The sequence below is a fragment of the Nonomuraea candida genome, assembly GCF_000725485.1.
In the GTDB taxonomy this organism is placed as follows: Bacteria; Actinomycetota; Actinomycetes; order Streptosporangiales; family Streptosporangiaceae; genus Nonomuraea; species Nonomuraea candida.
Window position 1 is genome coordinate 367,458 of sequence record NZ_JOAG01000003.1, and the last position, 19,560, is coordinate 387,017.

Sequence of the window (19,560 nt, forward strand, 5' to 3'; positions counted from 1 at the left end):
GGTCGCAGACTTCCCTATTGACCTGCTCCTTACACCGAGCTTACGGGGGCATCTGTAGATAACATAGGTAACAGGATTATCACGGGGGGCTCACGATGAAGAGGCTTGTGGTGGTGCCGCCACATGTTGCCAGGCACAAGATCCGCGACATCCGTTCGGCCGATCGCCGCCACAAGCCCCCCGCCGACCCCAAGGTGATCGACCTGCGGGCCTACACGGGCAGGAACGTGATCCGCTTTCCCGGCGGGCCCACCCCGGCGGCCTGAGATCCGGGCCGCCCCCGAACCGGAGTTCCGGTGACCGGGCAGGGGTGGCCCCGGTGACCGGGCAAGGTGGGCTCGCGTAACGGCGGGTCCGCGGTGACGGGTCAGAGGCCGTTTCCTGGAGGGCCGTCAGCCGGAGTACGGCGGGTGGAAGGCCCCGGCTGTGCCGTAAGAGAAGGAGAAAGCGCAGCCCTCACCCATACAGGCGCTTGGCGTACGTCTCGCCGTAGTAGCTTTCGAGCTCTTCGAGGCTCTCTTCCACCTTCTGCACGTCCTTGACCAGCTGCGCGTGCGACGGCAGGCCGTCCGGGCCCCAGTTGTCGGGCTTCCACAGCGACGAGCGCAGGAACGCCTTGGCGCAGTGGAAGAAGATCTGCTCGATCTCCACGACGAGCGCCAGACGCGGGCGGTGCCCCTTGACGATCATCTCGTCGAAGAACGGCGCCTCGCGCACCAGCCGGGCCCGCCCGTTGATGCGCAGGGTCTCGTTCCGGGTGGGGATCAGAAAGATCAGCCCAACGTGCGGGTTCTTCAGGATGTTGAGGAACCCGTCCGCCCGCCGGTTCCCCGGGCGGTCCGGAATCGCGATCGTGGTGTCGTCGATGACGTGGACGAAGCCGGCCGGGTCGCCCTTCGGTGACACGTCACAGTTGCCGGCGTCGTCCGAAGTGGCGATGAGGCAGAACGGCGAGGCCGCCAGCCACTGACGGTCACGCTCGTGCAGCCGCACGCGATCCTTGCTCGCGGCCCTCGGCATGACCTCGCCGAGCAGCTCGCGCAGCTCGGTCTCCGACTCGATCTCGGCCCAGCTCATGGTGCTTCTCCCTTCAGGGGTTACCTGGTGATTTTGTCAGGGAATCGAGCCGAGCGTCCGATGCGGCGTCCGAAGGACGAGACCGCCCTGGTCACCGGGGGCCACACAGGCCACCCCCGCGCGGCGCGCGGGTTCCGCCCTCGCCACCGGACGCGCGCGTGAGGTGCGACCCCGCATCACCAGGGTGAGGTGTGACGCCGCATCACCAGCGGCGCGCCTCAGCCATGGCGCCGAGGTAGGCGTCGCGTTCCAGGGCGAACCGGTGCGGGTCCATCCCCTGCCGCTCGGCCCGCAGGTGCAGCAGGGTCAGCTCGGTCGCCGCCTGCTGATAGTCGCTCATGGCCTGCCCCAGCCCCGCCCCCCTGGCCCACTTGCGGGCGGCCTTGCGCGCGGGCAGCGTGGTGAGCATGCGCAGGTCGGCGTCGGAGACCAGCCCGGTGGGGGCGTAGGCGGACAGGTAGTAGCCCATCTTCGCCACCAGGTGGCGGCGCTCGGCGACGGTCACGGCGATGATCATCACCAGCGCCGCCATGATCACCAGATACGCGCTCCCCAGCCACGCCAGCGAGCCCGTGGTCGCGGCGCCGTTCCAGAGGCCGTGCAGGAAGACCGCGGCCAGGTAGCCGAGCGGGATCGCGGCGTACCTGGCGGCGGTGCGGCGGGTGAGCGCGTACGCGACGCCGAGGCCGATCATGGAGGTGTAGATCGGATGGCCGAGCGGGTCGATCAGCCCGCGGATCACGAAGAGCTGGACCACCGCCCCGGCGCCGTCCTCGCCGAACGCGAGCAGGTAGTAGCCGACGTTCTCCACAGCGGCGAAGCCGAGGCCGGCCATGGAGGCGTACACCACGCCGTCGGTGAGGCCGTCGATCTCGGTCCGGCGGCGCAGGAGCAGCAGCAGGGCCGAGCCCTTGAGCGCCTCCTCGACCACCGGCGCCAGGACGACGACACCGATGTTCTGGACGGCGGCGGTGCCGTATCCCGCCCTGGCGAACAGCTGCTGGCCGGCGACCGTCAGCGCGATGCCGGCCACGACGGCCAGGCCCGCGCCCCACGCGAAGGCGAAGGCGAGGTTGAGCTTCGGCTCGGGCTCGATCCTGTCGAGCGACAGGACGGCCGCGAGCAGCACCGGCAGAGGCGCCACGGCCAGCAGCGCCGACAGGCCGAACCCGACGGGGCCGCCCGCCCTCAGCATGACGGCCAGCACGATCAGGGCGACGATGCCGGAGACGACCAGTCCGATCAGCAGGGCCTTGCTGGGACGCTGGGCGAGCAACGGAGCAGTCATGGTGGTGCCTCTCTTCCCGTTGGCTTCGCCCACTATGCGCCCGGGCGACTACAAGCGCTTAACGGCCACTTGCCTCGCGGTAATACGGATCCGCCACGACGGACTCACCGTCCGTGTACGAATACACCTCCCGGCCGGAAATGAACACCCTCAGCGCCCGGCTCATGACGTCCAGCGGGTCTCCGGACCAGATCACGACGTCGCCGTCGAGCCCCGGCCGCAGCGCGCCGACCCGGTCGTCGAGGCCCATGATGCGGGCCGGGTTCACGGTGATGGAGCGCAGCGCCGCGTCCCGGTCCAGCCCTTCCTTGACCGCCAGCGTGGCCTGGTGCACCAGGAAGTGGATGGGCACGACGGGGTGGTCCGTGGTGATCGCCAGCTCGACGCCCGCCCTGGCCAGGATGCCGGGGTTGCGCAGCGAGCGCTGCCGCAGCTCGACCTTCGACCTGCTGGTGAACAGCGGGCCGATGATGACCGGCACGTTCCGTTCGGCGAGGGTGTCGGCCAGCAGGTGCCCCTCGGTGCCGTGGTTGATCACCAGGCGGTAGCCGAACTCGCCGGCCAGCCGGAGCGCGGTGGCGATGTCGTCGGCCCGGTGGGTGTGCTGGCACCAGGGCAGCTCTCCGTCCAGGACGCGGACGAGGATCTCCAGCGTGCCGTCACGGTCGAACGGCTTGCCCTCCTCCTCGGCGGCGGCCCTGCGCGCCTTGTAGTCCTGAGCCTTCATGAACGCGTCACGGATCACCGCGGCCACGCCCTGCCGGGTGGAGGGCAGCTTCTTCTGGTCGCCATAGACGCGCTTGGGGTTCTCGCCGAGCGCGCTCTTGACGCTCACCGGCTCCTTGAGCAGCATCTCGTCCACGGACCTGCCCCAGCACTTGATCGCGACCGTCTGGCCGCCGATCGGGTTGCCGGAGCCCGGCTTGATCACCGCGGTCGTGACCCCGCCGGACAGCGCGTCGCCGAAGGCCAGGTCGGCCGGGTTGATGGCATCGAGCGCGCGCAGCCGCGCGCCGTTGGGGTCGGTCATCTCGTTGGTGTCCTGGCCGGCCCAGCCCTCGGCCTCCTCGTACACGCCGAGGTGGCCGTGGGCCTCCACGAACCCGGGCAGCACCCACCCGCCGGCGGCGTCCACGACGGTGGTCCCCTCGGGCACGGCCACGTCCCGGCCGACCGCGACGATCTTCCCGTCCTGGATGAGGACGGTTCCGCCGTCGATGGGGTCGCCATCGACCGGCACGACATATCCGCTGGTAATCGCAATATTCATGACTCGTAACCTATCGAAGTGGGTAGGGGGCCCGGATGCTCGCAGAACTGTACAGACGATGGCTGCTCGAACTCTGGAACGGCGACTTCGAGCTGGCGTACGAACTGGTCACCCCCGACTTCACCGGCCACTGGCCGGGCATGGACGTCTCGGGGCCCGACGGGCTGATCGAGGCGCTCCGGCAGGGGCACGAGCCGTTCGGGGACGTCAAGGTGACGCTGGACGTGGGGCCGATCGTGGACGGTGACCTGGTGTCGGCGAGGTGGACGTTCGGCGGGGCGTACCGGGGCGGGATTCCGGGCGCGACGGCGGCGGAGGGCACGCGGGTCGCGTTCAGCGGACACGACATCCTGCGGGCCCGGGACGGGAGGTTCGCCGAGTACTGGGTGATCTCGGACGTCCAGACGTTCGGCAAGGCCCTCGGTATAGGGTGATTTACGCCGAAATTTCGTACGAGGGTGGTGCATGTCGGAGAATTACGGGCCTGACGCTGACCCCGGTCCCCAGTCGCTGAGCGATGAGGACCTGTCGGCCCTGCTGGCCGGGCAGCGCTTCGGCGCCCTGGCCACCCTCAAGGGCAACGGCCACCCGCACCTGTCCACCGTCACCTACACCTGGGACCCCCGGCAGCGCGTGGTGCGCGTCTCGACCGTGGCCGACCGGCTCAAGGTGCGCCAGCTCCAGAAGGACCCGCGCTGCTCGCTGTACGTGGCCGGCGACGACTTCCGCTCCTTCGCCGTGGCCGAAGGCGAGGCGGAGCTGTCGCCGGTGAGCACCGAGCCGGGGGACGAGGTGGGCAGGGAACTGCTGTCCATGCTGCCGGCGTCCATCGACCCGGCCGCCGAACAGGCCTTCCTGCGGCAGATGGTGACGGACCGGCGCCTGGTGATCAGGCTGAGGGTGTCACGCCTGTACGGAACCACCCTGCCCCTCGCCTGACTCGCCCGGCTTCGCCGTCGGTCATCGAACAGCGCGGGGTCACGCGGATAACGTGGCGGCCATGGACATCACCATTCACACGACGTCCCTCCCGCACGACGACCCGGACGCCGCCCTGGCCTTCTACCGCGACAAGCTCGGCTTCGAGGTGCGCAGCGACGTCGGGCAGGGCAAGATGCGCTGGATCGTGGTCGGCCCTCCCGGCCAGCCGGAAACGTCCATCCTCCTGGCGCCACCCGCCGCCGACCCCGGGATCACCGAGGATGAACGCCGTACCATCACCGAGATGATGGCCAAGGGCACCTACGGCTGGATCCTGCTGGCCACCCGTGACCTCGACGACGCCTTCGAGCAGTTGCGCGCCCGCGACGCCGAGGTCGTCCAGGAGCCGACCGAGCAGCCGTACGGTGTGCGTGACTGCGCCTTCCGCGACCCCGCCGGGAACCTGATCCGCATCCAGGAGGTCCCCTGAACCCCCGCCCCCGACCCGGAACCCGGCGGCGGCCGGCGCCATGACCATCCACCGCCCACCGCCGCCACCCGCCCGCATCCGGCACATACGCCATCGTCGCCAGGTGCCCTCAGGCGTACGCTGATGAGATCATCGCCTTGAGGCCGACGCCGGATCGCCTCCGCGGGCGCTCTCCGACCCCACCGGCGCACACACCCGCCGCCCGGCCCGCCTCGCCAGGTGCTCAGGCGCTCGCCGACCTCGATGAAGGAGTTCTCATGTGTCACCCCGCATGGGGGCGCGCACTCACCGCCGCGCGGCGCCTGAACGATTTCACGCAACTGCGGCGCGTCCGTGACCGCATCGACCGGGAGTACGCGCGGCCCCTGGACCTCGAACCCCTCGCCCGCGACCTGAACCTCTCGCCCGAGCAGCTCAGCCACAAGTTCCACCTCGCCTTCGGGCAGTCTCCGTACGACTACGTGATGACGCGGCGCGTCGACCGCGCGATGCTCCTGCTGCGCCGTGGCGACCTCAGCGTGCCCGAGGTCTGCGCAACGGTCGGCTGCACGTCACTGAACGCCTTCAGCACGCGCTTCACCGAACGGGCCGGCATCCCACCCACCGCCTACCAGCGCCGCACGGCGACGACGATGCCGACCGGCACGGCGCCGAGAAAGCCGATCAGGCGCCAAGAAGCCCCGGCGCCCGAGCCCCGACCGGCACAGCGCTCAGAGCCCTCCGCGAAGTCGTCGTGATTCCCCCGCCGCCCAGGGGCGTGACGGCGACCGCCCCTCACACGTGTTCCATCACGATCACCCCCGTGGTGTCCGGCACGAGGGCGGTGAAGAGGTGCGGCGCGTCGCCCGGATAGGCCAGGTAGTCGCCGGGCGCCAGCTCGACCGGCTCGTCCACCGGCCCCGCCAGCGCCCGCCCCGCGCCGATCACCAGGTGCTCGACGGTGCCTGGCATGTGAGGCTCCGACCGCCGGGACTCGCCCGGTTGCGCCTCGATCCTGTAGAGATCGCGGCGCGCCCCTGGCGGGCTTGACGCCAGCAGCGTCGCGGTGTAGCTGGCCTGGCCGGAGTGCGCGGCCGGCCCTTCCCCCGCCCGGATCAGGCGTACGGCCGGGCGAGGCGGATCGACCAGCCGGCTGAACGGCACGCCGAGCGCGACGCCGAGCGCCCATAGCGTCTCCAGACTCGGGTTGCCGGTGCCGGATTCGAGCTGGGACAGCGTGGACTTGGCCAGGCCCGAGCGTTTCGCGAGCTCCGTCAGCGAAAGGCCGGCACGGTCACGCTCGCGCCTGATCGCCGCCGCTATCCGCTCGAAGGGAGGTTTGCCGTCGGTCACCGTTCGCTCCACAAGTTGTTCCGTTCGATTTGACGAACACCCGTTCGCGGTTCATTATAACGGCCAAACGTTCCGATTCAGCGAACAGGGGCAGCCTCATGCACGACCCGAACCGGCGAGTGGCCCGTCAGAGCCCGCGCGCCACCGCACCGGACCCGTCACGGCGCATGCAGAGCAGAGGCGCCCGCCGCGTCTCCCTGACAGGCGCGCCGGTCACTGCCGCCGGACGGCCAAGGGAGACGCACACACCTTTGCGCTCCACCCGTCGGCGAACGGAGCCACGCGCGCCCTCCCCCATCACCCCACGGCGAACGGACGCGCGCTCCCGAATCACCCCACGACGAACGGACGCGCCCTTCCCCATCACCCCACGGCGAACAGAGACGACAGCGTTCACCGCGCCGACGAGCACGGACAGAGCGGCCACGGCAGTGGCGACACCCACCAGGACCAGAGGCAAGGAGGCGGCAATGCCGAACCCGACGACGAGCGCCGAGGGAGCGGAGGCGGCCGAGGCGGCGCGCACGCGGGCTTCCGCACACACCCCCACCGTCCGCCAACCGGCCACCCGGCAGGACATGAGACATCTCGGCATCCTCGCGCACAGCACCGAAGGGGCGGCCCTCAGCTTCCTGTCCTTCTGCCAGGAGGGCTTCCGCCGCCTCGGCGAGCACGACCACCCGGACGTGACCCTCGACTACATCCCCTTCGGCCGCAGCATGCCCGCCTGGGACGCCGGCGACCACGACGCCGTCCGCAAGACCCTCGCCGTGAGCGTGGAGCGGCTGGCCCGCGCGGGCGCGGAGTTCTTCATCTGCCCCGACAACACCGCCCACCTCGCCCTCGGCCGGCCGGGCCCCGACCTCGCCCTGCCCGGCCTGCACATCGCGGAGGTGGTCGCCGACCAGGCCGTGCGGGACGGCCGCACACGCGTCGGGGTGCTCGGCACCTCCTACACCATGGAGGGCCCGGTCTACCCGCGCGCGCTCGGCTCCCGCGGGATCGCCGCGGTGGCGCCGGACCAGGAAGACCGCCGGGTGGTCAACGAGATCATCTTCACCGAGCTGGTCAACGGGGTGTTCAGCGCCGGCTCACGTGCCGCGTACGTCGAGGTCATCGAACGCCTGGCCGCCCGGGGCTGCGACGCCGTGGCCCTCGTCTGCACGGAGATCCCCCTGCTGATCAGGCCCGAGGACTCACCCCTGCCCACTCTCGACTCCACCCGCCTCCTGTCCACCGCCGCCTTTGACGTGGCGACCGGCCTGCGGCCGTTCCCCACCTGGCGAGGCGGCCCGCCCGCTCTCTCCTGAGCGCACGGCAGGCGCGTCACGACGCGCGGCCCGCCCACTCTCCCCTGGGCGCATGGCCGGTGCGGCACGGCGCGCGGCCGATCATTCGCCCACCGATCACGGAACCGCCGGCCCGGCCAGCATCCGGCCCTTGCAACTTCGTGGGGACCGGCTTACGATCCGGCTAATTGTTAGGAAACTTTCTTTATTGAAAGGTCCTCGACGTGCGCCGATTAGCCCCCCTCGTCATCGCCGTCCTCGTGAGCACCGTCCTGTGCTCGCTGCCCGCGCAGGCGGCAAGCCGCCTCATCGCCACGTTCTCCCTGTCCGGCACCACGGGCACCTTCGTGGTGAGCAACCCGGGCACGACCGCCGTCACCGGGTGGTCGCTCGTCTTCGAACTGCCCGCCGGGGTCACCGCCTCCACCCCCCACCATGCCACCATCAGGCAGAACGGCACCAAGGTGACCCTCACCCCCGCCTTCTACATCAATACCGTCCAGGCAGGCAGGAGCACCGAACCGTACAGTCCCCGGGTCACGCTCAGTTCCCCGGTCCAGCCGGTGAGCTGCCTGATCGACGGGGCTAACTGCGACGGCAGCGGCGGCGACCCGCCCGCCAAGCCGCCGGTCAGCGCCACATACGACGTCACCGGGACCTCGGCCAAGTTCGTGGTGGCCAACAACGGCACGGCTCCGCTCAACGGCTGGACGATCGTCTTCGACCTGCCGGCCGGCGTCACGGCGGGCAACGCGCAGCACGGCTCGCTCAGCCAGAGCGGCCGTGCGGTGACGTTGACGCCGGCGCACTACAACACGACCGTGAACGCGGGGGCAACCACCGAGCCCTACAGCCCCTCCTTCACGCTCAGCACCGCCAACGCCGAGCCGACGAGCTGCCGGATCAACGACGTCAACTGCGACGGCAGCCCTGACGCGCCTCCGGGCGCGCCGGGCGACCTGCGCTCCCCCGCCAGAACCACGAAGACCGTCACGCTGGCCTGGAATGCGGCCACGCCGGGCAGCCTGCCGATCGTCGGGTACGAGGTCTACAACGGCTCCTCACCGGCCGCCTCGGTGACCGGCACCACGGCCACGGTGTCGGGGTTGACGCCGTCGACCGCGTACACGTTCACCGTCAAGGCCAAAGACCGCAAGGGCACGTTGTCACCCGCGTCCTCGCCCCTGACGGTCACCACCCGCGACCCGGCCGACGACACGCAGCCGCCGACCGCGCCCGGCGACCTGCGCAGCACCGCGAAGACGTCGTCCAGCGTCACGCTGGCGTGGACGGCATCCTCCGACAACTCCGGCATAGCCAGCTACGACCTCTATAACGGCTCTTCAGTCGCCACCACCGTCACCGGCACCACGGCGGTCGTGTCCGGCCTGTCGCCTTCGACCGAATATTCGTTCACCGTGAAAGCACGCGACCTGTACGACAACGTCTCACCGGCCGGCGCGGCCGTGAAGGTGACCACGGCGGACATCGTCGAGACCGGCTACGCCCGCATCGGATATTTCGTGCAATGGGGCATCTACGGCCGCCAGTACTTCGTCCGCAACCTCGACACCACCGGCGCGGCGGCCAAGCTCACCCACATCAACTACGCCTTCGCCAACATCGACCCGCAGAACCTCACCTGCCTGCAAGGCGTCACGAAGGGCACCAGCCCCGACCCGCAGGACCCCAACCAGGGCGACGGGGCCGGCGACGCCGAGGCCGACTACGGCCGGCCGTTCAGCGCCGCGCAGTCGGTGGACGGCGTGGCCGACACGGGATGGGAGAAGCTGCGCGGCAACTTCAACCAGCTCAAGAAGCTCAAGGCCAAGCATCCGCACCTGAAGGTGCTGATCTCGCTGGGCGGCTGGACCTACTCCAAGTACTTCTCCGACGTGGCGGCCACGGACGCGGCGCGCAAGAAGTTCGTGGCGTCGTGCATCGACATCTACATCAAGGGCAACCTGCCCGCCTACAACGGCGCGGGCGGCCCGGGCACGGCGGCGGGCATCTTCGACGGCATCGACCTGGACTGGGAGTGGCCGGGCGCCGAGGGACACCCGGGCAACCACGTCAGCCCGGCCGACAAGGCGAACAACACGCTGCTGATCGCCGAGTTCCGCCGCCAGCTCGACGCGCTGACGGAGACCACCGGCAAGCGCTACCAGCTCACGGCGTTCACCCCCGCCGACCCGGCCAAGATCGAGGCCGGCTGGGACCTTCCCCAAGTCAACAGATATCTCGACATCTTCAACGTTCAGGGCTACGACTTCCACGGCGCGGGCAGCGACAACTCCTGGGAGCCGAACCGTACCGGCCACCAGGGCAACCTCTATCTCGACAAGGACAGCCCGTACAACCCGGACTTCAGCGTCGAGCGGGCCGTGGACGTCTACCTCCAGGCCGGCGTGCACCCTCGCAAGATCACCATCGGCCTGGCGTACTACGGCCGCGGCTGGCAGCAGGTCACCGACGGCGGCGCGTACGGCGAATGGCAAGCAGCGAACGGAGCCGCACCGGGCCAGTTCCAGGAGGAGGCCGGCACCCGCGGCTACAGCAACCTGCTGGCCATGGTCCCCGGCTGCACGGTCAGGCACGACGAGCAGGCGGTGGCCACCTACTGCTACACCGGTAACGGCGGGCAGTGGTGGACGTTCGACGACGCCTGGTCGATCGGCAAGAAGACGGCCTGGCTGCGCAGCAAGGGCTTACTCGGGGCGATGATCTGGGAGATGTCCGGCGACACCGGCACCTTGACCAACGCCCTCGACGCCGGCCTCCGCTGACCCCGACCACCGAGGGCCGCCACAACCCCAACGGAATCCCGACCACCGAGGCCGTGCCCCAGGCCCGAGCCCCGGTGAACCCAACACCGAGGCCGTCCCAGCCCCCGCTGACCCCCGGGAGCTGTGACGGCCTCAGCCTGCCGACAACCCCCGGAAACCGAGACAGCCCTGCCCTGCCGCAGCCCCCCAGGAGCGGAGACAGCCCAACCTGCCGGCGATCCTCAGGAGCCGAGCAGCCCAGCCGGCCGGCGACCTCCGGGAACCGAGCAGCCCAGCCTGCCGGCGACCTCCGGGAACCGAGACAGCCCTGCCCTGCCGCAGACCCCAGGAGCCGAGACAGCTCCAGCCAGCCGGTGGGGGTCTGCGTGTCGAATGCTCACCCGTGCGGCACCGTCGAGTTACTCTGCCCTCAACTTCAAGTCACAAGGTCTTGTCACCGTCGAGTCGTTGCCTCTCCCCACCAGAGGAGATCCATGTCCAGACGACTCGCCGCCCTCATCGCGACCGCCTCCGCCATCCTCGCCCTCCTCACCACTCCCGCCGAAGCCGCCACCGTCATCAACGTCGCCCACCGGGGCGCCTCCGCCTACGCTCCCGAGAACACGATCGCCGCCTTCGAGCTGGCCGCCTCCCAGGGCGCCGACATGTTCGAGCTCGACGTCCAGGAGACCAAGGACCACGAGCTGATCCTGATGCACGACACGACGCTGGCGCGTACCACTGACGTCGAGCAGGTCTTCCCCGGCCTGGCCCCGTGGAACGTCGGCGACCTCACGCTCGCGCAGGTTCGCGAGCTCGACGCCGGTTCGTGGTGGTCCGGCGAGTACGACGGCGAGGGCGTGCCCACGCTGGGCGAGGCGCTGCGCGCGATGAGCGGGTCCGGGCTGGGCCTGCTGCTGGAGGTCAAGGCGCCGCACCTGTACCCCGGGATCGAGACCCGGATCGCCGCCGAGTTGCGCCGCCATTCCTCCTGGCTCGCGCCGGGCCGGCTGGTGGTGCAGTCGTTCGACTGGGGGTGGGCGCGGAAGTTCGACCGCGTGCTGCCGCAGGTGCCGATCGGGCTGCTCGGCACGCCTTCGACCGGGGAGCTGCCGCAGTTGTCGAAGTTCGCCGACCAGATCAACCCGCCGTACGGCACGCTCACGGCCTCGTACGTCCGCCGCGTGCACTCCCTCGGCATGAAGGTCCTCACCTGGACCGTGAACGACTCGGACATCATGCGCCGCCTGCTCACGTACCGGGTGGACGGCATCATCACCAACAAACCCGACGTACTAAACGACGTGCTCAGCTCCTGAAACCCGGCGGGCCAAGCGAGGTGCTCAGTTCCTGAAACTCGACCTGCTAAGCGACCTGCTCAGCACCTGAGACCCGCGCGGCGAGCACGGCCAGCCGGATCCGGTTGGGTGCGCCGGTCTTGCGCATCAGGCTCGCCACATAGGTCTTGACCGTCGAAACTCCCAGGTACATTCGCTCGGCGATCTCCCGGTTCGACAGCCCCGCGCCGACCATGGCCAGCACCTCACGCTCGCGCGGGCTCAACTCGGACAGTCCCGGCGCCGGGTCGGTACGGGGCTCGCGCGCGCGTACGGCCTGCTCGACCAACCGCCTCAGCACCGCCTGCCCGAAGGGAGGCTCGCCCCCCGCGGCCCGGTGCAGTGCGGCGAGCAGGTCGGCCGGCGGGGAGTCCTTCACCAGGAACCCGAACGCGCCCGCGGCCAGCGCCGGATACAGATGATCGTCGTCGTCGAACGTGGTCAGCACCACGACCTTGCTGGACGGGCGGGCCGCCATGATGCGCTCGGTCGCGGTGATGCCGTCGACGCCCGGCATCCTCAGGTCCATGAGGATCACATCGGGCAGCGACTCGGCGGCCATCCGCACCGCCTCCCGCCCGTCCCCGGCCTCACCGACCACCTCGATCCCGGGGTCGGACTCGCAGAGCATGCGCAGCCCCACGCGGACGAGCTTCTGATCGTCAGCCAGCAACACCCGGATCACGAGGACACCTCCTGAGCCACCGCAGCTCCCTGGTGATCACCTGACATTCCTGCAGCGCCCCGGACACCGGGTATCCCCGAAACCGAAACACCCTCGTCGCCCGGCATCCCCGAAACACCTTCGCCACCCGGCATCCCTGCACCTCCCACGTCACCCGTCACCTCCGCAGCACCATCACAGCCGCTCGGCCCAGCCGCAGCGCCTTCGCCACGCGGCATCCCTGTACCTCCCATGTCACCCATCACCCCCGCAGCACCATCACAGCCGCTCGGCCCAGCCGCAACGCCGTCCCGCCTGCCCGAGCCGGCCACAGCGCCGTCGTGTCCGGCCAGCGGGGTCAGGGCGGTGTTTGTTCTGACCGGTTCCGCGGTGTCGGACGCGAGGGCCCGTTCTGGGGTGGCGCCTCCCGGAGGGAGTTCGGCGTACAACCGCCAGCCCTGCCCGGACGGCGGCGGGCCCGCTTCGAAACGGCCGCCGAACAGCTCGACCCGCTCGGCCATCCCGATCAGGCCATGCCCGAGCGCCGCGGACGCGCCGGCCGCGCCGCCCGCAGCCGGCCGATGGTCGTCGGCGGCGGTGGTTCCGCCATCGTCCACGATCTCCAGCCGCACCACGTCATCCGCCGCGACCTGCACCGACACCCGTACCTCAGCCCTCTCCCCCGCATGCTTGGCCGCGTTCGCCAGCCCTTCCTGCACCAGCCGCAGCACGGTCAGCCCGCGCACCGCGTCCAGGTCGGTCACCGCCGGGTCGATCGACGCCTCCACGGTGAGCCCGGTGGCGCGGACGCGGGCCATGGCCTCCTCCAGCGCCGTCGGCAGCGCCGCCCGATCGACCAGCGAGAAGAACGGCCCCCCGCCCACCTGCGCCGGATCGCGGAGCACCGCCACCAGCCGCCGCAGGTCCACCAGGGCCGCGCTGCCCGAGGCGTGCAGGTCGTCGAGCACCTGGGTCACCCGGGGGTCGGTGGCGGAGTCGGGCAGTACGTGCCGGGCGACCCCCACCCGCAACACCATGGACGACACGTGATGCGCCACGAGGTCGTGCAGTTCGCGGGCGATCGCCGTGCGCTCGGCGGCCCGCGCGGCGAGGGTGTCGGCGCGGCGCCGGCGTTCCTCGGCGTCGGCCCGCTCGCGCGCCTGGCGGGCGTTCTCGCTGATCAGCCGTACGTACGCGCCCAGCAGCAGCGGCACCCCCAGCAGGATGGACAGCCGGTAGAGGGTCGGCAGGACCTCGGCGGCAGGCGCCGACATGGCATGCAAAGTCAGGAAGAACGCCGACACGCCCGCCCCGTACGCCACCCGCCGCCCCCGCCCTCGCAGCGCCAGCTCGAACAGCGCCACCGCCACCATCGCCTTGAGCGGCACCCCCATGGTGGTACGCGCGACGTCACCCACCACGATCAGCGCCGACAGGGTGGCGGTCGCGGCCAGCGGCAGGCGGGCGCCGGCCAGGCAGACGCCCAGCCCGGCCAGCACCAGCGCCCAGTCCACGGCGCCGTCCGGCCGGTGCAGCAGAAGCAGGTCGCCCAGGGCCAGGACCGACAGACCCACGAGGCGCGCGGCGGCAGCCTGGTCGTCGAAGGCACGTTCCGTCCAGCAGGTGATCACATACCCGATGCTAGGCAGCCCGCCGACCGCTGTGGCTCCCCCAACTGGCCGGTACGGCTCCACCAGGTGGCCGCTGAAGTCGTCGAGAGGGATGCCGCGGGCACTGTCGTCGTCGGCGGAGCCGGGCCGGCAGACGGAAGTGACTGCCCTCATGCGCCGGAAGCGCCACCCTCAGCCTCCGGCAACAGGACCCGGCGCCTTCCTGAACCCGGCCGCCGTCGAAGCACGGAACCCACAGCTCTCGGAGACCATCGTCAGGCGGTGGGTCCCACCGGCGCCGTCCGCGGCCGGGCGCGGTCCCATGCCTGCCACCAGGCCCACCAGAACACCACCGCGTACCCGGCGAACAGGAACACCATCCCCGCGACCAGGGCCTGTTCCGGCAGCGCGGTCGCGACCCACAGGTAGTCGATCACGGCGACGTAGTCACGTTCGGCCCAGTGCCACACCACGTACACGATGAGCTGCAGCACCGGGCTCACCACGTACGCGGTCGCGGCGAGCGTCGCGAGCAGCCGGGCGTCGCCGCGCCGCGCCGCCAGCAGCCCGATGGCCGTCCACGCCACCACCTGCGTGGCGGCCACGCCGGAGACGGCGACCAGGACGTTCCCCCAGGGGTCCTGGGTGTGCCTGTTGTAGTCGATGCAACAGTCCAGCCCGACGATCATCTCGTCGTTGCCGATCAGCCACGCGACGGCCACCATGGCCAGCCGGTGGACCCCGTACAGCAGCGCACCGAACACCAGGGCCCGCACCGCGATTCGCCTCATGCCCGCGAGCATGACCGATCGGGGCGAGGTGATCCATCGTGCTGTCCGCTAGTGGACACGCTCATGAAGCCGGCCATCCCGCGCCGCCGCGCGGCCGGGTCAGTACAGCCAGATGGCGTTGCGGCGGTGCCGTGCGGGGAGGACGTCGAGATCATCGATCGCCTCGGCGGCGCGAGGGCCATCGGTTGGGGCGTTGACCGTCCGGCGGACGGCTCCGAGCCTGAGCCGCAGACGTTGGCGTGCCCGGCGCTCTTCGATGTCCGCCCACTCGGACACCGACCGGTCGCGCGGATCGGACCTGGCCCAGGAGTAGACCTCGACCTTGTGGCGGAGGAGCTGCGGACGTGGCCGGTGACCGGCCCGCCGTGCCTGCCGCAGGGATGCGGCGCTGTAACGGAGATCGACCACCGTCACCGATCGCCAAGGGCTTCCCCTGCCGAGAAGCGGACGGCCGAGGTGATGGGCAGTGCGGGACATGAGGCACCTGAGGCGTGGCAGCGCGCCGAGCCGATGGCCGCCCGGGGCCGCCATGAAGCCCGGACCGGTTCGGGGTGATGCAGGAGGGTGGTGAGGCGACTCGCCTCACCACCCCCTTGATCACCGCTATCCGTCAGCAGCCGGCGCAGAGTGCCGCCGCCGCGAGCTGGCCCGGAACGGCTAGCTGCAGCCGCTGGTCGAGCCGCAGCCCTCGCAGACGTAGCAGCTGCCGGCCGGGCGCATCTTCGTGCCGCAGGTCATGCAGAGCGGCGCGTCGGCCGTGAAGCGCTGGTGGCTCTCCAGCGTCAGCTCCTTGACCGCCGGCTGCTCCGCCTCCTTCGGCTGGGCCGCCTCGATGGGCGCCGACTGGGCCAGCGCCTCCCGGTCGACCGTCTCCTGCAGGGCCGCCGGGTCCTCGCCGCGCTGCTGCGCCGCCCGCTCGGCCGCCGAGAAGATCCCCAGCGCCGCCCGCTCCTCGTAGGGCAGGTGGTCCAGGGCCAGGCGGCGGAAGATGTAGTCCATCACCGACGTGGCCATCCGGATGTCGGGGTCGTCGGTCATGCCGGCCGGCTCGAAGCGCATGTTGACGAACTTGCTCATGTACGTCTCCAGCGGCACGCCGTACTGGAGCCCGATGGAGATCGCCACCGAGAACGCGTCCATGACGCCCGCCAGCGTCGAGCCCTGCTTGGACATCTTGAGGAAGACCTCGCCGAGCCCGTCGTCGGGGTAGGACGAGGCGGTCATGTAGCCCTTGGCGCCGCCCACGGTGAAGCGGGTGGTGGTGCTCGGCCGCTGGTTGGGCATGCGCCGCCGGGTCGGCCGGTTGACCTCGATGACCTTGACCTCGGGCTCCGTGGCCTCGCTCTCCTTGGCCTCCTGCTTCTTGGAGCCGTCGCCGGCCGACAGCGGCTGGCCCACCTTGCAGTTGTCGCGGTAGACGGCCAGCGCCTTGAGGCCGAGCTTCCAGCCCTCCATGTAGACCTGCTCGATGTCGTCGATCGTGGCCGACTCGGGCAGGTTGACCGTCTTGGAGATGGCCCCGGACAGGAACGGCTGCGTGGCCGCCATCATGCGCACGTGGCCCATCGGCGCGATCGCGCGCTCGCCCATCGCGCAGTCGAACACCTCGTAGTGCTCCTGGCGCAGGCCGGGGGCGTCGACGACGTGGCCGTGCTCGGCGATGTACTCGACGATGGCCTCGATCTGCTCCTGCTGGTAGCCGAGCTGCTTGAGCGCGCGCGGGATCGTCTGGTTGACGATCTGCATGGAGCCGCCGCCGACGAGCTTCTTGAACTTGACCAGCGCCAGGTCCGGCTCGATGCCGGTCGTGTCGCAGTCCATCATGAGGCCGATCGTGCCCGTGGGGGCCAGGAGGCTGGCCTGGGCGTTGCGGTAGCCGTTCTTCTCGCCCAGCTTCAGGCACTCCGCCCACTGGCGCGACGCCTCGGCGTGGATCTTGGCGTCCATGGAGCCGATCGTGCGCAGGTCGTCGTTGGCCGCGGCGTGCTTGCGCATGACCCGCTTGTGCGGCTCGGCGTTGCGGGCATAGCCGTCGTACGGGCCCACGACCCCGGCCAGCTCGGCGCTGCGCCGGTAGGACACACCGGTCATCAGGGACGTGATCGCCCCCGCGACCGCCCGGCCGCCGTCGGAGTCGTAGGCGTGGCCCGTGGCCATGAGCAGCGCGCCCAGGTTGGCGTAGCCGATGCCGAGCTGCCGGTAGGCGCGGGTCGTCTCGCCGATCTTCTCCGTCGGGAAGTCGGCGAAGGTGATCGAGATGTCCATCGCGGTGATGATCAGCTCGGTCAGCTTGACGAAGTCGGCGACGTTGAAGGTGTTGTCGTCCTTCAGGAACTTCAGCAGGTTGATGCTGGCCAGGTTGCAGGAGGAGTTGTCGAGGTGGACGTACTCGCTGCACGGGTTGCTGGCCGTGATCCGCCCCGTCTCCGGGGTGGTGTGCCAGTCGTTGATCGTGTCGTCGTACTGCACGCCGGGGTCGGCGCACTCCCACGCGGCCTTGGCCATCTTGCGGAACAGGTCCTTGGCGTCGACCTTCTCGATGACCTCGCCCGTCAGGCGGGCGCGCAGCCCGAACTCGCCGCCCTTCTCCACCGCGCGCATGAACTCGTCGGAGACGCGGACGGAGTTGTTGGCGTTCTGGTACTGGACGGAGACGATGTCCTTGCCGCCCAGGTCCATGTCGAACCCGGCGTCACGCAGCGCGCGGATCTTGTCCTCTTCGCGCGCCTTGGTCTCGATGAACTCCTCGATGTCGGGGTGGTCGACGTCGAGCACGACCATCTTGGCCGCCCGCCGGGTCGCCCCGCCCGACTTGATCGTCCCCGCGCTCGCGTCGGCGCCGCGCATGAAGGAGACCGGCCCGCTGGCCGTGCCGCCGCTGGACAGCAGCTCCTTCGACGAACGGATCCTGGACAGGTTGACCCCCGACCCGGAACCGCCCTTGAAGATCACGCCCTCTTCCTTGTACCACTCCAGGATCGACTCCATCTGGTCGTCCACGGAGAGGATGAAGCACGCGCTCACCTGCTGCGGCGACTTGGTGCCCACGTTGAACCACACCGGCGAGTTGAACGCGAACACCTGGTGCGCCAGCGCGTGCTTCAGCTCGTGGTCGAAGATCTCGGCGTCCTCGTCGCTGGCGAAATAGCCGTGCTCGATCCCCGTCTTGGTGTAGACGCCGACCACCCGGTCGATCAACTGCTTCAGGCTCCACTCACGCTGCGGGGTGCCCACGGCGCCGCGGAAGTATTTGGTGGTCACGATGTTGGCCGCGTTGACCGACCAGAACTCGGGGAACTCGACGCCCCGCTGCTCAAAGTTGACCGACCCGTCGCGCCAGTTCGTCATGACGACGTCGCGGCGCTCCCACTGGATCTCGTCATACGGATGCACACCGGGCTTAGTGAAGATCCGCTTCATCTTCAGTCCCTTACGCGGACGCTTGCCCCCACGTGCCACTGAACCGCTGGCCGTCTCCGTCATGACTCCCCCTTCTCCGCCTTCAACTGTTTGATCTCGGCCTCGAAGTCCGCCAGGCTCTCGAAACCGCGATATACCGATGCGAACCGCAGGTAGGCGACCTCGTCCAGCTCCCGCAGCGGGCCCAGGATGGCCAGCCCGACCTCGTTGGAGGGGATCTCGGCCGCGCCCTTCGCCCTGATGGCCTCCTCCACCCGCTGCCCGAGCTGCGCCAGCGAATCCTCGCTGACCGGCCGGCCCTGGCACGCGCGCCGCACGCCCGCGACGACCTTGTCCCGTGAGAACGGTTCGGTCACCCCGCTGCGCTTGCTCACCATGAGCAGTACGGTCTCCTGCGTGGTGAACCTGCGCCCGCACTCGGGACAGGTGCGACGGCGCCGGATGGCCGCACCGTCGTCCGTGGAGCGACTGTCGATGACCCTGGTGTCAGGGTGGCGACAGAACGGACAGTGCACGCTTTCGCCTCCAAGAACCTGTGGCCACCACACGCGCCCATACCGCCCTGACGGGACGCTCGCGCACACTCCATGGCAATCCATGGAGCGGTCACGGAAACACAAGGTGTGGTGAACTACATCGGTGTAACTACTAGATGTTGTGGTCCAACCGTAGAAGCGAGCGACCATGAACGCAAGTTGAGACGTGCTCTCCTGCCGAAGTCGCTGATCAGCCTGCCCCTTCCCACCGGTCCCCGGCGTGTCGCCGCGAATCGCTGATCTTCTCGCAGGTAGAAGCGTCACATCGGTTGTGTACGAGCTCGCTCGTGAACAAACCTCACAAAGGTACCCGAGGACACAGCCACCCCTCCTCGCCCCTTCCATGACGCCCCCTGCGCCACCGGGCACGGCACCAGGAGCGTGACCGAATTCACCCGGCGAGCCGACACCGGACCAACCCGAGGAGGCCGTCCTTTTCCGGACGCCCCTGCCGCCTGGAGACCCTGGGGTCCGGATGAGGAGTCGCTCCAGTGAGGCGGGAGACGCCACACCGAAGCGCGGCTGGCCCCAGAGAGGTCGTCCCCGCCCCTCGGAGGAGACGCACCGTGAGACACCCAATCCCCGCGGGAACGTTCCGATCCGGTGGAGGAAGGCCGCACAGAAACGCCCGGCCCAAGGGCGGGCAACCCGGCCCCTGGAGGAGGGGGCCCCGGGTCACGTCCACGGACGTGGTGTATGAATCGGTCTTCGAGTGATCCTGTTTCTGCAGGTTAAGCGGTAAGTGTCTGCGGGAGTGGGTTCGGGGTCGG

At 69.9% G+C, this 19,560-nt stretch carries 18 protein-coding genes; 8 read left to right on the forward strand and 10 right to left on the reverse strand.

Annotated features, from left to right (window positions below):
• Positions 1-95: 95 nt before the first annotated feature.
• Positions 96-266: a hypothetical protein gene (locus tag IO39_RS54050; RefSeq protein ID WP_157547795.1), complete on the forward strand. Its 171-nt coding sequence runs from the start codon at positions 96-98 to the stop codon at positions 264-266.
• Between the two features lie 190 nt (positions 267-456).
• On the opposite strand, the gene IO39_RS01670 is transcribed toward IO39_RS54050, so the two are convergent.
• The 3 genes from IO39_RS01670 to IO39_RS01680 all read right to left on the reverse strand — a co-directional run bounded on the left by IO39_RS01670 (position 457) and on the right by IO39_RS01680 (position 3,635).
• Entirely contained in the window at positions 457-1,077 is a 621-nt protein-coding gene (locus IO39_RS01670; RefSeq protein WP_043614586.1) for a pyridoxamine 5'-phosphate oxidase family protein, read from the reverse strand.
• A 202-nt stretch (positions 1,078-1,279) separates the two neighbouring features.
• Positions 1,280-2,365, reverse strand: a complete 1,086-nt coding sequence (locus IO39_RS01675) for a PrsW family intramembrane metalloprotease (protein ID WP_084772067.1) — start codon at positions 2,363-2,365, stop codon at positions 1,280-1,282.
• 58 nt (positions 2,366-2,423) lie between these two features.
• Positions 2,424-3,635 carry an amidohydrolase gene (locus tag IO39_RS01680; RefSeq protein WP_043614588.1) on the reverse strand — a complete coding sequence of 404 codons (1,212 nt, stop codon included), beginning with the start codon at positions 3,633-3,635 and terminating at the stop codon, positions 2,424-2,426.
• A 35-nt stretch (positions 3,636-3,670) separates the two neighbouring features.
• Between IO39_RS01680 and IO39_RS01685 the strand changes: the two genes are divergently transcribed.
• The 4 genes from IO39_RS01685 (at position 3,671) to IO39_RS01700 (ending at position 5,783) form a co-directional block, all read left to right on the forward strand.
• Entirely contained in the window at positions 3,671-4,069 is a 399-nt protein-coding gene (locus IO39_RS01685) for an ester cyclase (RefSeq protein WP_043614591.1), read from the forward strand.
• A 31-nt stretch (positions 4,070-4,100) separates the two neighbouring features.
• The gene (locus IO39_RS01690; protein ID WP_043614593.1) at positions 4,101-4,574 is read left to right on the forward strand and encodes a TIGR03618 family F420-dependent PPOX class oxidoreductase; all 474 of its coding nucleotides are present in this window, start codon (positions 4,101-4,103) and stop codon (positions 4,572-4,574) included.
• A gap of 61 nt (positions 4,575-4,635) precedes the next feature.
• Entirely contained in the window at positions 4,636-5,046 is a 411-nt protein-coding gene (locus tag IO39_RS01695; protein ID WP_043614596.1) for a VOC family protein, read from the forward strand.
• A gap of 257 nt (positions 5,047-5,303) precedes the next feature.
• Positions 5,304-5,783, forward strand: coding sequence for a helix-turn-helix domain-containing protein (locus IO39_RS01700; RefSeq protein WP_084772070.1), 480 nt, complete (start codon positions 5,304-5,306; stop codon positions 5,781-5,783).
• Between the two features lie 37 nt (positions 5,784-5,820).
• Here the strand turns inward: IO39_RS01700 and IO39_RS01705 are convergent, their stop codons facing one another.
• Entirely contained in the window at positions 5,821-6,378 is a 558-nt protein-coding gene (locus IO39_RS01705) for a helix-turn-helix domain-containing protein (protein ID WP_043614600.1), read from the reverse strand.
• Between the two features lie 470 nt (positions 6,379-6,848).
• On the opposite strand from IO39_RS01705, the gene IO39_RS01710 reads away from it, so the two are divergent.
• The 3 genes from IO39_RS01710 (at position 6,849) to IO39_RS01720 (ending at position 11,751) form a co-directional block, all read left to right on the forward strand.
• Entirely contained in the window at positions 6,849-7,688 is an 840-nt protein-coding gene (locus IO39_RS01710) for an aspartate/glutamate racemase family protein (protein ID WP_245641761.1), read from the forward strand.
• 203 nt (positions 7,689-7,891) lie between these two features.
• Positions 7,892-10,453 (forward strand): glycosyl hydrolase family 18 protein, encoded by a 2,562-nt coding sequence (locus IO39_RS01715; protein WP_043614603.1) that lies wholly within the window; start codon positions 7,892-7,894, stop codon positions 10,451-10,453.
• A 473-nt stretch (positions 10,454-10,926) separates the two neighbouring features.
• Positions 10,927-11,751: a glycerophosphodiester phosphodiesterase gene (locus IO39_RS01720; RefSeq protein WP_043614605.1), complete on the forward strand. Its 825-nt coding sequence runs from the start codon at positions 10,927-10,929 to the stop codon at positions 11,749-11,751.
• A 46-nt stretch (positions 11,752-11,797) separates the two neighbouring features.
• Here the strand turns inward: IO39_RS01720 and IO39_RS01725 are convergent, their stop codons facing one another.
• From IO39_RS01725 to nrdR, 6 genes are all read right to left on the reverse strand, one after another.
• The gene (locus IO39_RS01725) at positions 11,798-12,454 is read right to left on the reverse strand and encodes a response regulator (RefSeq protein WP_043614608.1); all 657 of its coding nucleotides are present in this window, start codon (positions 12,452-12,454) and stop codon (positions 11,798-11,800) included.
• Positions 12,451-14,217 carry a sensor histidine kinase gene (locus IO39_RS01730; protein WP_063765194.1) on the reverse strand — a complete coding sequence of 589 codons (1,767 nt, stop codon included), beginning with the start codon at positions 14,215-14,217 and terminating at the stop codon, positions 12,451-12,453. Before IO39_RS01730 ends, IO39_RS01725 begins: the two co-directional genes overlap by 4 nt.
• Before the next feature lie 101 nt (positions 14,218-14,318).
• Positions 14,319-14,834: a hypothetical protein gene (locus tag IO39_RS01735; RefSeq protein ID WP_157547796.1), complete on the reverse strand. Its 516-nt coding sequence runs from the start codon at positions 14,832-14,834 to the stop codon at positions 14,319-14,321.
• A gap of 99 nt (positions 14,835-14,933) precedes the next feature.
• A complete protein-coding gene (locus IO39_RS01740) occupies positions 14,934-15,248 on the reverse strand; it encodes a hypothetical protein (protein WP_043614614.1) in 315 nt (104 codons plus the stop codon).
• Between the two features lie 243 nt (positions 15,249-15,491).
• Complete coding sequence (locus IO39_RS01745) at positions 15,492-18,317, reverse strand: vitamin B12-dependent ribonucleotide reductase (protein ID WP_043614616.1); 2,826 nt, start codon at positions 18,315-18,317, stop codon at positions 15,492-15,494.
• Positions 18,314-18,769 (reverse strand): transcriptional regulator NrdR, encoded by a 456-nt coding sequence (nrdR, locus tag IO39_RS01750; RefSeq protein WP_043614619.1) that lies wholly within the window; start codon positions 18,767-18,769, stop codon positions 18,314-18,316. Before nrdR ends, IO39_RS01745 begins: the two co-directional genes overlap by 4 nt.
• Between the last annotated feature and the right edge of the window lie 791 nt (positions 18,770-19,560).

What these genes read in the sequence shown, in the direction of transcription:
- IO39_RS54050 (WP_157547795.1), top strand. Translation starts at nt 96, where the DNA reads ATGAAGAGGCTTGTGGTGGTGCCGCCACATGTTGCCAGGCACAAGATC.
- IO39_RS01670 (WP_043614586.1), bottom strand. Translation starts at nt 1,077, where the DNA reads ATGAGCTGGGCCGAGATCGAGTCGGAGACCGAGCTGCGCGAGCTGCTC.
- IO39_RS01675 (WP_084772067.1), bottom strand. Translation starts at nt 2,365, where the DNA reads ATGACTGCTCCGTTGCTCGCCCAGCGTCCCAGCAAGGCCCTGCTGATC.
- IO39_RS01680 (WP_043614588.1), bottom strand. Translation starts at nt 3,635, where the DNA reads ATGAATATTGCGATTACCAGCGGATATGTCGTGCCGGTCGATGGCGAC.
- IO39_RS01685 (WP_043614591.1), top strand. Translation starts at nt 3,671, where the DNA reads ATGCTCGCAGAACTGTACAGACGATGGCTGCTCGAACTCTGGAACGGC.
- IO39_RS01690 (WP_043614593.1), top strand. Translation starts at nt 4,101, where the DNA reads ATGTCGGAGAATTACGGGCCTGACGCTGACCCCGGTCCCCAGTCGCTG.
- IO39_RS01695 (WP_043614596.1), top strand. Translation starts at nt 4,636, where the DNA reads ATGGACATCACCATTCACACGACGTCCCTCCCGCACGACGACCCGGAC.
- IO39_RS01700 (WP_084772070.1), top strand. Translation starts at nt 5,304, where the DNA reads ATGTGTCACCCCGCATGGGGGCGCGCACTCACCGCCGCGCGGCGCCTG.
- IO39_RS01710 (WP_245641761.1), top strand. Translation starts at nt 6,849, where the DNA reads ATGCCGAACCCGACGACGAGCGCCGAGGGAGCGGAGGCGGCCGAGGCG.
- IO39_RS01720 (WP_043614605.1), top strand. Translation starts at nt 10,927, where the DNA reads ATGTCCAGACGACTCGCCGCCCTCATCGCGACCGCCTCCGCCATCCTC.
- IO39_RS01730 (WP_063765194.1), bottom strand. Translation starts at nt 14,217, where the DNA reads ATGAGGGCAGTCACTTCCGTCTGCCGGCCCGGCTCCGCCGACGACGAC.
- IO39_RS01735 (WP_157547796.1), bottom strand. Translation starts at nt 14,834, where the DNA reads ATGAGGCGAATCGCGGTGCGGGCCCTGGTGTTCGGTGCGCTGCTGTAC.
- IO39_RS01745 (WP_043614616.1), bottom strand. Translation starts at nt 18,317, where the DNA reads ATGACGGAGACGGCCAGCGGTTCAGTGGCACGTGGGGGCAAGCGTCCG.